This window comes from Bradyrhizobium sp. Rc2d (assembly GCF_900099855.1).
Classification (GTDB): domain Bacteria; phylum Pseudomonadota; class Alphaproteobacteria; order Rhizobiales; family Xanthobacteraceae; genus Bradyrhizobium.
The window spans coordinates 1-12,643 of the sequence record NZ_FNCU01000042.1 but is presented as its reverse complement, the minus strand read 5'-3'; the positions used below and the strand labels follow the sequence as shown (position 1 = coordinate 12,643).

Genomic DNA, 12,643 nt, shown 5'->3' with positions numbered 1-12,643 from the left:
GTCATGTTCGACATCGCAGTCCCGGCCATGATTGGCGTCGCGCTGATCGTCGTCCTGGGGATCGTCTTCACCATTCTCTACAAGCGCGCCACCCGCGACGAGGCCTTCGTGCGCACCGGCCTCGGCGGCAAGAAGGTCGTGCTCGACGGCGGCGCCATGATCCTGCCGATCTTCCACTCCTATGCTAGCGTCAATCTGAAGACGCTGCGGCTCACCGTCGAGCGCAAGGAGCGGGAATCCCTCATCACCAAGGACCGCCTGCGCGTCGACATCGTCGCCGAGTTCTACGTACGCGTCCGTCCCGACGAGGAGAGTATCGCGCTTGCAAGCCAGACGCTGGGCGCGCTGACCAACGATGCCGAGGCGCTGCGCAACCAGGTCGAGGCGAAATTCGTCGACGGCCTGCGTTCGGTGGCCGCAACCATGACCATCCTGGAGCTCCAGGAGAAGCGCTCGGACTTCGTCAAACACGTGCAGTCCACGGTCGAGTCCGATGTGAAATCGAACGGCCTCGAGCTGGAATCGGTGTCGCTGACGAAGCTGGACCAGACCGACGTCAAGTTCTTCAATCCGGAAAACTTCTTCGACGCCGAAGGCCTGACCCAACTCAAGACCATTACCGAGACCCGCCGCCGTGACCGCAATGCCATCGTCCGCGACAACGAGGTGGCGATCGCGCAGAAGGATCTCGAAGCACGGCAGCAGACCCTGACCATCGAACGCACCAAGAAGGAGGCCGAACTCTCGCAGGAGCGTGACATCGCCAACAAGACCGCGAGCACCCGCGCCGAGGTCGCGACTGCGACACAGACCGCGCGCCTGACTGAGGAGAACGCCCGCATCGACACCGACAGGGCCGTCGCGGAAAAGGAGGCCGGCGCCAAGCAGGTCAAGGAAACCGCGGTGATCGAGTCGGATCTGGCGATCAACAAGCGCAGGACCGACGCGCAGCGCGAAATCCAGATCGCGACCCAGGAGAACGAGATCCAGATCGCCGCCAAGAGCAAGCAGACCTCGGAGGCCGTCGCCGAAGCCAAGACGGCCGAAGCGCTCGCCGTCTCCGCCGAGGAAAAGGTCGTGACCGCGCGCGCCGTTGAGGTTGCCGATCGCGCCCGTCTGACCCAGGTGCTTGCCGCGCGTACCGAGGCCGAGCGCAAATCGACTGAGGTGATCGTCGCGGCCGAGGCGGACAAGAAGGCGGCGCTCGACCGTGCCGAGGCCATCACGACGCTGGCCACCGCCGAAGCCGAGTCCAACAAGATCAAGGCGGTCGGCGTCCGCAACATCGGTGAGGCCGAGGCCGCCGTCATCACCATGAAGAACGAGGCGCAGAACAAGCTCGGCAGCAACGTCATCGATTTCGAGATCGCCAAGAAACGGATCGAGACCATGCCGGAAGCGCTCGCCGAGATGGTGAAGCCGATCGCCAATCTCAAGGACGTCCGCATCCTGCATACCGGCGGCGCCTTCGGCGGCAATGGTAACGGCGCCGGCGGCAATGTCGGCTTCGGCGAAGGGCTCGCCGGCGAACTGCTCAAGGTGCATGCGCTGCGTCCGATGATCGACGAGATCTTGCGTCAGAGCGGCTTTGCGCCGGGCGAAGATCCCGTGAAGGCGCTGGTCGGCGCCGTGACGGGGAAGGGCAACGGCGCTGCGGTGCCGGCGGTCGCGCCCGCACCGGAGAAAGCAAACTCTGCCGATCTATGAATGCCCGTTCATTGCTGCGGAGAATTCGAAACGATAAAAAACAGGCCGCGCGTGTCTCGCGTCGCGCACGTCTTCCGGAGTGCTGGTCGATGGGTGTCTTGAACCCGTCGATTGCGCTCCGGACGGATCTTTCGAGGCAATGTCATTTGTTGCCGCGGCGCCTGCGCCGATCGACGCCAGGCGCCGAAGCCTGTTTCGATCGGGAGTTTTTCAATGAAGTATTTTCTGTCTGGACTGGTCGCGATCGGGCTTGCGATCGCCGCCGCGCCGTCGCTCGCGGCTGATGCCCGCAACGTCACCGTCGTCAACGAGACCGGCTACGCCATCAAGTTCCTCGGCTTCAACGCGCCTGACGACGGCCTGGACGAATGGGACAACGAGCTCGATAGGGTCTTACAGAACCAGGCGAGCACCTATGTCGAGTTCGATGAGGACGACGAGGGATGTGTCTGGAACATTCGCGTCGACTGGCAGAACTATGACGAGGCGGTGCTGTGGAGGAACGTCAACCTCTGCAGGATCACCGCGCTTCGGCTGCGTTACGACTCCGGCACCAAGACCACCTCGTTCCTCGCCGAGTAAGCCTTGACTTGGCCGGGTGAGGAGCCGCTCCTGAGTCCGGCTCCTTGCGGAAGATGACGAATTCGTCTTTGCAAGCGCAACCGGCTTTGTTATACGCAGCCGCGCGCGAACGACTGGTTCGCCTTTTCCTCGGTAGCTCAGCGGTAGAGCATCCGACTGTTAATCGGATGGTCGCTGGTTCGAATCCAGCCCGGGGAGCCAACTTTCACTTATATTTCAATGCATTGAAGCTGCATCCTGATGTGGCGCGCGATCCCGTTCGCGCGATCTGCGAGCACCGTCAGGTGCCGAACCCCGCGGAATCGGTTCAAGCAGACGTGTCCGGCAGCGCCGTCGCGCCATGAGGACGGCGCCAAATCGACTCAATTCAAATTGAGCCTGGCCAGTGCCGGATCCTTACGGAGCTGATTCCCATGCCAGACATCCAGGTCGACCGTGCTCATATGGCCCCCTCGATTCTGCCGGCCGACGTTCCCGAGCTCAGCGACGATGAATGCGTCGCTTGCCTTGCGCGTGCGGTCGAGGCGCCCGACTCGGCGCGGCTGGACGAGGTCGCCGCTCTGATCGGCCGCCTCGCGGTGGCGATCGAATGAGCCGTTCCGCACCCCTGATGCGGTGAGCTGCGCCAAGCCACAGGGCTCTCGCGGCCAACGGCTATGTTGCGTTTTTGCCGGGCATGTTCCAAAGATGCCGCCAACTCATCTCCGCGGCATCGTCCGCATTTCAGGGTCCGCAAATGTCCGGTTTCTCGACCGCGCGCCAAAAAATGGTCGATGGCCAGGTGCGCACCAATGACGTCACCGACCGCCGTATTCTCGATGCCATGCTCACGGTTCCGCGCGAGGCCTTCGTGCCGGCCAGCCGGCAGGCATTGGCTTATCTCGACCTCGATCTCGATGTGAGCGAGGGCGGCGCCAAGCGGTTCCTGATCAAGCCGCAGCTGACCGGCAAGCTGCTCCAGGCTGCCGAAATCGGCGAGGGCGACAATGTGCTGGTCGTTGGCTGCGCCACGGGCTATCTCGCCGCGCTGGCCGCCAAGCTCGCCGGCCAGGTCACCGCGACCGAATGTGATTCGGCTGTGGCCGCCAAGGCCAAGGACGCCTTCGCCGCCCTTGGGCTCGCCAATGTCACCTGCAAGGTCGCTTCCTGCAGCGAGGGTGATCCCTCCACCGCTCCTTATGACGTGATCGTTCTCAACGGCGCTGCCGAGGCAACGCCGGAGGCGTTGCTCGGGCAGCTGAAGGAAGGCGGGCGCCTGGTGGGAGTGTCGGCCGAATCCAAGCCGCCGCGGGCCGTGATCGTGACCCATAGCCACGGTGAATTCGGCTATCGGGCGCTGTTTGATGCCGCCGCCCCGGTCCTTCCCGGGCTGGAACGGGCCGCTGCCTTCGTGTTCTGAGGTCCCAGGGCCTAAAAATCCCGTTCTGAATCAGAAGTGTGGCCGGGATGCTGCACGTGAAGAGTTTCCGCCGTGAACTACCTTGAGGTGGTTCCGTCGCGACAATCCCCGTCCTATGTTGCGGCGGGGCAACGACTCCACTCGGTAGACGGTAACCCAGCTCGCGGGCACGAGCCGGGCGTTAGAATGAACGGAATTTCAGGGATGCATGGGGTGAAGCTCTTCACCGGAGCTGCGGTTTCGGTCCTGCTGCTGTCGCTAGCCGGGCCGATGCCTGCCTTGGCGGATACGATCGAGTCCGCGCTGGTGCGCGCCTATCAGAACAATCCGCAACTCAACGCACAGCGCGCCCAGGTGCGCTCGACCGACGAGAACGTGCCTCAAGCCTTGTCTGGCTATCGCCCCAAGGTCTCGCTGACGGCGAACGGTGGCTATCAATATCAGGATTTGCAGAGTGGCGTGGGGAGTAACTCAATCCATGGAACCACCGTACCTCGCAGCGCTGGAATAACCGCTTCGCAGACGCTCTACAATGGCAACCAGACCGCCAACAGAACGCGGGCGGCGGAGAGTCAGGTGTCCGGTGCCCGCGAAGCGCTGCGCAGCCTCGATCAGAGCGTGTTGCTGCAGGGTGCAACGACCTACATGGACTATCTGCGCGACGCCGCGACGCTGGAAGTCCAGCGCAGCAACGTGCGCGTGCTCGAACAGACGCTGAAGCAGACCCGTGATCGTTTCAACGTCGGCGAAGTGACGCGCACCGACGTTGCGCAGTCGGAAGCGCAACTGGCTGCCGGCAAGACGCAGGCGCTCACCGCCGAAGCGAATCTCACCACGACGCGGGCGAACTTCCGCCGCATCATCGGCAACGAGCCGACGAACCTCGCACCGGGCTCGCCGGTCGACCGGTTCCTGCCGTCAACGCTCGCTTCGGCCGTCGAGCTCAGCTTGGTCGAGCATCCCAACGTCACGGCCGCAATGTACGGCATCGACGTCAATTTCTTGCAGGTCAAAGTCGCCGAAGGTGCGTTGCTGCCGACGGTTACGATCCAGGCATCGGCCACGCAGTCCAACGAACAGTCCTTGATTCAGTTGCGCTCGTTCAACGCATCCGCGATCGCGCAGGTCTCGGTGCCGATTTATCAGGGCGGTGGTGAATATTCGCTGATCCGCCAATCCAAGGAAAACTTGGCGCAGCAGCGTCTCAACCTCGAAACCACGCGCGACCAGACTCGCGCGACCGTCGTGCAGTGGTGGGGTTCGTTGCAGGCCGGCAAGGCGCAGGTGCAGTCCGCACAGGCGCAGGTCGCCGCGTCCGAGATCGCGCTGAACGGCGTGCGCGAGGAAGCCAAGGCCGGCCAGCGCACCACCCTCGACGTCCTCAACGCGCAACAGGCCCTGGTCAATGCGCGCGTTGCGCTGGTGACCGCGCAGCACGATCGCGTGGTTGCGTCCTATAACGTCCTCGCGGCCGTTGGCCGCCTGTCGCCGCAGGTGCTCGGTCTTGCGACCACCGTCTATGATCCCAGCGTCCACTACCATCAGGTCCGCGACAGCTGGGCCGGCGTGCGCACGCCCGACGGACGCTGATTTCCGTAAGTGTCCGGTCGGCCTCGCCAATAGCCGAGGCCGACCGGCGCTTTGCTTGCAATCATCAAAATCCCTGACATAGCCTTGCCAAGAAGATGCGGGTCGATTCGCCCGTATCGATGCCGTGTACGTAAAGCTTGAGTGCCGCGGGCAGGGGCGCACCGCCGCACGTTGAGCCGTGATCTGGGGACAAGTCGGGCTGCCGCGACGAAAATGTCGGGCCGTCGTTCCGGAACCGGCCAATCCTGTCGTGCTTGGTGTAAAACAACGCATGCGAGGGCGTTGATGATGTGGAGTCGGAGATGACGCAGCCTGCAAAGGTCACAGAACCCTCGATGGAGGAGATTCTGGCCTCGATCCGGCGCATCATTGCCGACGATGAGGCCAAGCCGCCGCCGACAGAGGCCGCCAAACCCGAGAAGGCTGCGGCGCCCGCCGCGCCGCCAAAGCCGCAGGCGATGAACGACATTCCGCCATCCAAGGTCGCTCCGCCCAAACCCGCCGCCGAAAAGCCCGCACCGCCGCCGGCCGCAAAGCCGGCGCCGCCGCCGCCCGCACCTGCGGCGGACGCATCCAACAGCCAGGACGACATCGACGCGCTGCTGGCCGGGCTCGACGCGGCCACGCCTGCGCCGGAGGTCCGCGCTCCCGAGCCCGAGCCGGAGCCCGACGTGCTCGAATTGACCGACGAGATGGCGATGGACCCGACACCGCCTCCGCCGCCACCCAGCTTCCACAAGGTCGAGCCGCGCGACGATCTTGAATTCGCCGAATCGCCGCCGCCGCGCACCGCGCCACCATCGTCTTACGCACCGGTGGACTTCGATGCACCGCCGCTGCCGCCGCAGCAGCCGATCCTCGCGCAATCGACGGTCTCCGCGGTCGAATCCGCCTTCAACTCGCTGGCCCACACGGTTCTGAGCAGCAATGCGCGGACGCTGGAGGATCTGGTCAAGGAGATGCTGCGTCCGATGCTGAAGTCCTGGCTCGATGACAACCTGCCGGGCCTGGTTGAACGCATTGTGAAGGCCGAAATCGAGCGGGTCTCGCGCGGAGGCCGCTGAGACGGGCCGTGCGGCCCCGATAAAGCCCTGCTCCTGCGTCATATTCGGCCTGCGGTCCGGGCCGAAAGCGCCCGCCGTTGAGCTTCCCGTTGACTTGAACCGCGCGCGCGGCTTTCTAGCAGCCCCATGATCGAAAAAAATTACCAGCCCGCCGATATCGAAACCCGCATGTCCGTGGTGTGGGAGGACAGCCTCGCCTTCAAGGCCGGCCGCCCCGACCGCCGCGACGCGGTGCCGTTCACCATTGTGATCCCGCCGCCGAACGTGACGGGCTCGCTGCACATGGGCCACGCCCTCAACAATACGCTTCAGGACATCCTGTGCCGTTTCGAGCGCATGCGCGGCCGCGACGTGCTGTGGCAGCCCGGCACCGACCACGCCGGCATCGCGACGCAGATGGTGGTCGAGCGCCAGCTGATGGAGCGCCAGCAGCCCAGCCGCCGCGAGATGGGCCGCGAGAAATTTCTGGAGCGGGTTTGGCAGTGGAAGGCCGAGAGCGGCGACACCATCATCAACCAGCTCAAGCGCCTCGGCGCCTCCTGCGACTGGTCGCGTGAGCGCTTCACCATGGACGAGGGCTTGTCGAAGGCCGTCGTCAAGGTGTTCGTCGAGTTGCACCGCGATGGGCTGATCTACAAGGACAAGCGGCTGGTGAACTGGGACACCAAGCTGCTGACCGCGATCTCCGATCTCGAAGTGCAACAGGTCGAGGTCAAGGGCAGCCTCTGGTATCTGCGCTATCCGATCGAGGGCAAGACGTTCAGCCCCGAGGATCCCTCGAGCTTCATCGTCGTCGCCACCACGCGCCCCGAGACCATGCTCGGCGATACCGGCGTTGCCGTGCATCCCGATGACGAGCGCTATCAGAAGCTGATCGGCAAAAATGTCATCCTGCCGCTGGTCGGCCGCAAGATTGCGATCGTCGCCGACGAGTATTCCGATCCGGACAAGGGCTCGGGCGCGGTGAAGGTGACGCCGGCGCACGACTTCAACGATTTCGAGGTCGGCAATCGCCACGGCCTGCGCAGGATCAGCGTTCTCGACAGGGAAGGTTGTCTCGATCTCCTCAACAACGAGGACTATCTGCGCGACCTGCCCGAAGGCGCCTCGCAGTTCGCCGAGGAGTTCCACAAGGTCGATCGCTTCGTCGCGCGCAAGCGTATCGTCGAGCGGCTTGAATCGTTCGGCTTCGTCGAGCGGATCGAGCCGCACACCCACATGGTCCCCCATGGCGATCGCTCGAACAGCGTGATCGAGCCGTATCTGACCGACCAGTGGTACGTTGACGCCAAGACGCTGGCCAAGCCGGCGATCGCGGCGGTGCGGTCGGGCGAAACCAATTTCGTGCCGAAAAACTGGGAAAAGACCTATTTCGACTGGATGGAGAACATCCAGCCCTGGTGCATCTCGCGTCAGCTCTGGTGGGGCCACCAGATTCCGGCCTGGTACGGTCCGGATGGTAAGGTGTTCGTCGCCGAGTCCGAGGAGGAGGCGATCAGCCACGCGCTCGGCTATTACGTCGAGCAGGAAGTCATCACGCCGGAGCAGGGGCGCGAGATGGCGCTCGACCGCAACAAGCGCGAAGGCTTCATCACCCGCGACGAGGACGTGCTCGACACCTGGTTCTCCTCGGCGCTGTGGTCGTTCTCGACGCTCGGCTGGCCCGAAGATGCGCCGGAGGTGCAGCGCTACTATCCGACCAATGCGCTGGTGACCGGCTTCGACATCATCTTCTTCTGGGTCGCTCGCATGATGATGATGGGCCTTCACTTCATGAAGGAGGTGCCGTTCTCGACCATCTACATCCACGCCCTCGTCCGCGACGAGAAGGGCGCCAAGATGTCGAAGTCGAAGGGCAACGTCATCGATCCCCTGAACCTGATCGACGAATATGGTGCCGACGCGCTGCGCTTCACGCTGGCCGCGATGGCGGCGCAGGGGCGCGACATCAAGCTCGCCACCAGCCGCGTCGAGGGCTACCGCAATTTCGCGACAAAGCTCTGGAACGCCTGTCGCTTCGCGGAGATGAACTATTGCGCCGTGCCCGAAGGTTTCGAACCGGCGAAGGCGAAGGAAACGCTGAACCGCTGGATCGCGCATGAGAGCGCGCACACGACGCGCGAGGTGACCGAGGCGATCGAAGCCTATCGCTTCAATGATGCCGCAGGCAGCATCTACCGCTTCGTCTGGAACGTCTATTGCGACTGGTATGTCGAGCTCGCAAAGCCCGTGCTGCTCGGTCCGGACAGTCCCGCCAAGGACGAGACCCGCGCCATGGTCGCCTGGGCGCGCGACGAGATCCTCAAGCTGCTGCACCCCTTCATGCCCTTCATCACCGAAGAGCTGTGGGAGGTGACGGCGAAGCGCGACGGCCTGCTCGCATTGGCGCCGTGGCCACTGAAGCCGGCGCAGCCGACGCCGGAGCAGCTTGCGATGCTTGCGGCGACGGCAGGGCCGACAGATCCGCTCGTCTCGCCGGCTTGGGTGCTGCCCTTGTTCGACCATGCCGACTTCACCGATCCCGTGGCCGAGGCCGAGATCGGCTGGGTGATCGACCTCGTCACGCAAATCCGCTCGGTCCGCGCCGAGATGAACATCCCGCCGGCAACGCTGACGGCGCTGGTGCTCGCCGGCGCCTCGGCCGAGACCAGGGAGCGCGCGCCGCGCTGGACTGATGTCATCAAGCGCATGGCGCGGCTGTCGGACATCTCCTTCGCCGACCGCGCGCCTGACGGTGCGGTCCAGCTGCTGGTGCGCGGCGAGGTGGCTGCGCTGCCGCTGAAGGGCGTGATCGACGTCGCCGCCGAGCGCACGCGCCTCGACAAGGAGATCGGCAAGGCGGACGCCGACATCAAGCGCGCCGAGTCCAAGCTGGCAAACGAGAAATTCGTTGCCAACGCGGCCGAGGAGGTCGTCGAGGAGGAGCGCGAAAAGCGCGAGGCGGCGCTGGCGCGCAAGGCCAAGCTGCTCGAAGCGCTGGAGCGGCTGAAGCAGGCATCGTAGCCCTATTTCGGAAACGGCTTGCTCAGAAACTTCGAGCCCTTGATGCCGTAGCGCCAGGGCAGTTCCACCGCCTTGGTGATACCGATCCGGATGCCGGCAGCGACCTCGACACCCTCCGTCCGCGCATGCAGTGCGATCGGTGGCCGGTCGAGGGGCACCGCGTTGTGCGCGATGGTGATGCCGAGCGCCTCGGTCAGTTTGCCCGGGCCCGAGCACAGCGCGTGCATGTCCTGAAGATGGCGGCGGCGTCGCATCGCAGGCAAGCCATGGGTCGGCTCCAGCGCGCGGATCAGCACGGCGCTGGCCGAGCCTTCCTCCTCGCAGACGAAGTTCACGCACCAGTGGATGCCGTAGGAACGGTAGACATAGGCATAGCCGGGCGGACCGAACATCACCTGGTTCCGCTGCGTCGGCCCGCGATAGGAATGCGCGGCCGGGTCGGTATGATGATAGGCCTCGACCTCGACGATGATTCCGCCGACGCCATCGACCAGCATAGTGGCACCGATCAGGTCGGGCGCGACCTCGTGGACGCTGCGGCCGAAAAAGGTCCGCTTCAGCGGCTTGCCAAGCCGCAATGGAGAGGCATTCGATCTTGGAGCCATTCGAGGTGAGAATCGCCTGAGAACAGAGCAGGATATTGCCCATATCTGCCATGTTCTCTGAAGCGGGGCGAGCCGGGTTGCGATGCTTGGCCAGACCGACTAGGTAGGACCAGAACAGACCGGACACCCCATGGTCGTTATTGTCGATACCATCTCGAACCCGCTGCGCCCGCGCCACCCCGAAAAGGTGAACCGGCCCGATTCCGCTTCGCCGCCGAAGCCGGACTGGATTCGCGTGCGCGCGCCCAACACCCGCGGCTATGCCGACACCCGCAACATCGTACGGGCCAACGGCCTGCACACGGTATGCGAGGAGGCGGGCTGTCCAAATATCGGCGAGTGCTGGGACAAAAAGCACGCGACCTTCATGATCATGGGTGACACCTGCACCCGTGCCTGCGCCTTCTGCAACGTCAAGACCGGCCTGCCCAACTCGCTCGATGCCTCGGAGCCGCAGCACGTCGCCGAGGCAACCGCCAAGCTGGGGCTGGCACACGTCGTCATCACTTCGGTCGACCGCGATGACCTCGCCGACGGCGGCGCCGAGCATTTCGCTCAGACCATCCGCGCGATCCGCGCCGCGTGTCCCTCGACCACGATCGAGATCCTGACGCCGGACTTCCTGCGCAAGGAGGGGGCACTCGAGGTCGTCGTCGCGGCGAAGCCGGACGTGTTCAACCACAATCTCGAGACCGTGCCGTCGCGCTATCTCACGGTGCGCCCCGGCGCGCGCTATTTCCACTCGATCCGGGTGCTGCAGCGGGTCAGGGAGCTCGATCCCACCATCTTCACCAAGTCCGGCATCATGGTCGGGCTCGGCGAGGAGCGCCACGAGGTGCTCCAGGTGATGGACGATCTGCGCTCGGCCGAAGTCGATTTCCTCACCATCGGCCAGTATCTCCAACCCACCCGCAAGCATCACGCCGTGATGCGCTTCGTGCCGCCCGACGAGTTCGCCTCCTACGAGAAGGTCGCCTATACCAAGGGCTTTCTGATGGTATCGGCGAGCCCGCTGACCCGCTCGTCGCATCATGCCGGCGAGGATTTTGCGAGACTGAAGGCCGCGCGGGCAGCTAACGCCCGCTGACCCGCTATGCCCAAATTTTCGAGCAAGCACCGTGTCAATCACAGCGCATCCGAGATGTTTCATCTGGTCGCCGACGTCGAGCGCTACCCGGAATTCGTGCCGCTGTGCAGCGCGCTGAAGGTGCGTCAGCGCATGGCGAAGCCTGACGGCACCGAGGTGCTGGTCGCGGACATGACGGTGTCGTTCAAGCTGGTCAAGGAATCCTTCACCAGCCGGGTGACGCTCGACCGCGCCAATTTGAAGATTCTCGTCGAATATCTGCAAGGTCCGTTCAGCAATCTCGAAAACCGTTGGACGTTCGAGCCCAAAGGCGAGCGCGTCTGCGACGTCGGGTTCTTCCTCTCCTACGAGTTCAAGAGCCGCATGCTGGCGATGCTGATGGGCTCGATGTTCGACGCTGCATTCGCGCGATTCTCCACTGCGTTCGAAAAGCGGGCCGACGCGATCTACGGCCGGCCGAAGCTGGCGTCGTCCTAGTCTTCCCGGCGGGCACCGCTCTCTCTCCGCCGTCATTGCGAGGAGCTCTTGCGACGAAGCAATCCAGAGTGTGCTCGCGGCGGCAGTCTGGATTGCTTGGCTGCGCTCGCAATGACGAGCAAGAGGCTCCCGCGGACGCAGCCTCGCGTCCTCGCGGCTCTTCTCACCCGAGGCATGCTCCATCTCGATACCCTCTTTTGTCAGAGGGCGCAGGGAAGACCGGGTGCCGGCTGGGCACCCGCGGTCCACTGTGCGAAAGCGTGTGCTTACAAGAAGCTGCACAGCGGCATACAGGTGGAGCCGGAAACAACCCGGCCTTCCCTGCGCAGTGGTTTGACGGCTTATGCCGAGCTCTCCCCGGGGAGCGATGCACTATTGCCCCCGTCGCCTTGCGGATGGCTGATGCGCGCGCCCGGTCGGACGAAACGCATCACCGCAAGACTTGACGCACAGGCCCCGGGCGTCAGGACGACACGGTTTTGCCGTACGCCGGTCGCACCTGTCGTCTGCGCGAAGGCCTCGCTCACGGTCTCCCGCCCTGCGATTGCCTCATCGCGCCGGTGCTGCCAGCGTCCACCACGGCCCATCCCGCGTTTCGTGACGATCGCGATACGCCCCTCTGACTGGGGATGAGGTGGCGGTAGAATGCGACAAATCAGAAATTCTGTAAAGGCGAATATTTTCACTTGTTACGATTGCCCCGTCGGTTGTGTGTTTTGCCCGACGGGCAACGCAACGGATTGTAGCCCGGATGGAGCGAAAGCGTAATCCGGGACCCCTGTGTCCGCAGAGCGAATCCCGGATTGCGCTGCGAGGTTGGGCAAGAATCCTAGCCGTTTGGGTGAACGAGTGTACGATTCGGTATGACGAATCGCATGTTCAAGACCGGGGTGAGCCGGGATCAGGTCAGCCTTCTGCCCGCGCGGGTGGAAGATTATGTGGGTCGAGAGAACCCGGTTCGGGCGATCGAGGCGTTTGTCGCAGCGCTGGACCTTGAGCGGCTTGGCTTCGGTCATGCCGGGTCGGGTGGCGGGGCGGGACAACCGCCTTACGATCCTGCCGATCTGCTGAAGCTCTATCTTTATGGCTACACCAACCGGATACGATCCTCGCGCGCTCTTGAACGCGA

Annotated in this window: 11 protein-coding genes and 1 tRNA gene; 11 read left to right on the top strand and 1 reads right to left on the bottom strand. The window is 64.1% G+C overall.

The window, feature by feature from the left end; genetic code table 11:
* Positions 1–3: 3 nt before the first annotated feature.
* From BLV07_RS34585 to BLV07_RS34550, 8 genes are all read left to right on the top strand, one after another.
* On the top strand, positions 4–1,707 hold the full coding sequence (locus tag BLV07_RS34585; RefSeq protein WP_091894814.1) for a flotillin family protein: 1,704 nt from the start codon (positions 4–6) through the stop codon (positions 1,705–1,707).
* A gap of 213 nt (positions 1,708–1,920) precedes the next feature.
* The gene (locus BLV07_RS34580) at positions 1,921–2,289 is read left to right on the top strand and encodes a hypothetical protein (RefSeq protein WP_091894812.1); all 369 of its coding nucleotides are present in this window, start codon (positions 1,921–1,923) and stop codon (positions 2,287–2,289) included.
* 126 nt (positions 2,290–2,415) lie between these two features.
* Positions 2,416–2,490, top strand: a tRNA-Asn gene (locus tag BLV07_RS34575).
* Between the two features lie 212 nt (positions 2,491–2,702).
* Positions 2,703–2,882: a hypothetical protein gene (locus tag BLV07_RS34570; protein WP_091894810.1), complete on the top strand. Its 180-nt coding sequence runs from the start codon at positions 2,703–2,705 to the stop codon at positions 2,880–2,882.
* A 143-nt stretch (positions 2,883–3,025) separates the two neighbouring features.
* A complete protein-coding gene (locus BLV07_RS34565) occupies positions 3,026–3,688 on the top strand; it encodes a protein-L-isoaspartate O-methyltransferase family protein (protein WP_176945949.1) in 663 nt (220 codons plus the stop codon).
* A gap of 204 nt (positions 3,689–3,892) precedes the next feature.
* Positions 3,893–5,278: a TolC family outer membrane protein gene (locus BLV07_RS34560; protein ID WP_091894806.1), complete on the top strand. Its 1,386-nt coding sequence runs from the start codon at positions 3,893–3,895 to the stop codon at positions 5,276–5,278.
* Between the two features lie 302 nt (positions 5,279–5,580).
* Positions 5,581–6,342, top strand: a complete 762-nt coding sequence (locus BLV07_RS34555) for a PopZ family protein (protein ID WP_176945948.1) — start codon at positions 5,581–5,583, stop codon at positions 6,340–6,342.
* A 126-nt stretch (positions 6,343–6,468) separates the two neighbouring features.
* Complete coding sequence (locus BLV07_RS34550; RefSeq protein WP_091894802.1) at positions 6,469–9,345, top strand: valine--tRNA ligase; 2,877 nt, start codon at positions 6,469–6,471, stop codon at positions 9,343–9,345.
* 2 nt (positions 9,346–9,347) lie between these two features.
* On the opposite strand, the gene BLV07_RS34545 is transcribed toward BLV07_RS34550, so the two are convergent.
* Positions 9,348–9,950: a DNA-3-methyladenine glycosylase gene (locus tag BLV07_RS34545; protein ID WP_091894800.1), complete on the bottom strand. Its 603-nt coding sequence runs from the start codon at positions 9,948–9,950 to the stop codon at positions 9,348–9,350.
* Between the two features lie 130 nt (positions 9,951–10,080).
* Here BLV07_RS34545 and lipA point away from each other — a divergent pair, with 130 nt between their 5' ends.
* From lipA to BLV07_RS34525, 3 genes are all read left to right on the top strand, one after another.
* On the top strand, positions 10,081–11,037 hold the full coding sequence (gene lipA, locus BLV07_RS34540) for a lipoyl synthase (protein ID WP_091894798.1): 957 nt from the start codon (positions 10,081–10,083) through the stop codon (positions 11,035–11,037).
* 6 nt (positions 11,038–11,043) lie between these two features.
* Positions 11,044–11,514, top strand: coding sequence for a type II toxin-antitoxin system RatA family toxin (locus BLV07_RS34535; RefSeq protein WP_091894796.1), 471 nt, complete (start codon positions 11,044–11,046; stop codon positions 11,512–11,514).
* Positions 11,515–12,389: 875 nt separating this feature from the next.
* On the top strand, positions 12,390–12,643 hold a 254-nt coding region (locus BLV07_RS34525; RefSeq protein ID WP_176945947.1), incomplete at its 3' end, for a transposase.

Excerpts from the sequence above, each read along its gene's own strand:
- BLV07_RS34585 (WP_091894814.1), top strand. The coding sequence starts at position 4 with ATGTTCGACATCGCAGTCCCGGCCATGATTGGCGTCGCGCTGATCGTC.
- BLV07_RS34580 (WP_091894812.1), top strand. The coding sequence starts at position 1,921 with ATGAAGTATTTTCTGTCTGGACTGGTCGCGATCGGGCTTGCGATCGCC.
- BLV07_RS34570 (WP_091894810.1), top strand. The coding sequence starts at position 2,703 with ATGCCAGACATCCAGGTCGACCGTGCTCATATGGCCCCCTCGATTCTG.
- BLV07_RS34565 (WP_176945949.1), top strand. The coding sequence starts at position 3,026 with ATGTCCGGTTTCTCGACCGCGCGCCAAAAAATGGTCGATGGCCAGGTG.
- BLV07_RS34560 (WP_091894806.1), top strand. The coding sequence starts at position 3,893 with ATGCATGGGGTGAAGCTCTTCACCGGAGCTGCGGTTTCGGTCCTGCTG.
- BLV07_RS34555 (WP_176945948.1), top strand. The coding sequence starts at position 5,581 with ATGACGCAGCCTGCAAAGGTCACAGAACCCTCGATGGAGGAGATTCTG.
- BLV07_RS34550 (WP_091894802.1), top strand. The coding sequence starts at position 6,469 with ATGATCGAAAAAAATTACCAGCCCGCCGATATCGAAACCCGCATGTCC.
- BLV07_RS34545 (WP_091894800.1), bottom strand. The coding sequence starts at position 9,950 with ATGGCTCCAAGATCGAATGCCTCTCCATTGCGGCTTGGCAAGCCGCTG.
- lipA (WP_091894798.1), top strand. The coding sequence starts at position 10,081 with ATGGTCGTTATTGTCGATACCATCTCGAACCCGCTGCGCCCGCGCCAC.
- BLV07_RS34535 (WP_091894796.1), top strand. The coding sequence starts at position 11,044 with ATGCCCAAATTTTCGAGCAAGCACCGTGTCAATCACAGCGCATCCGAG.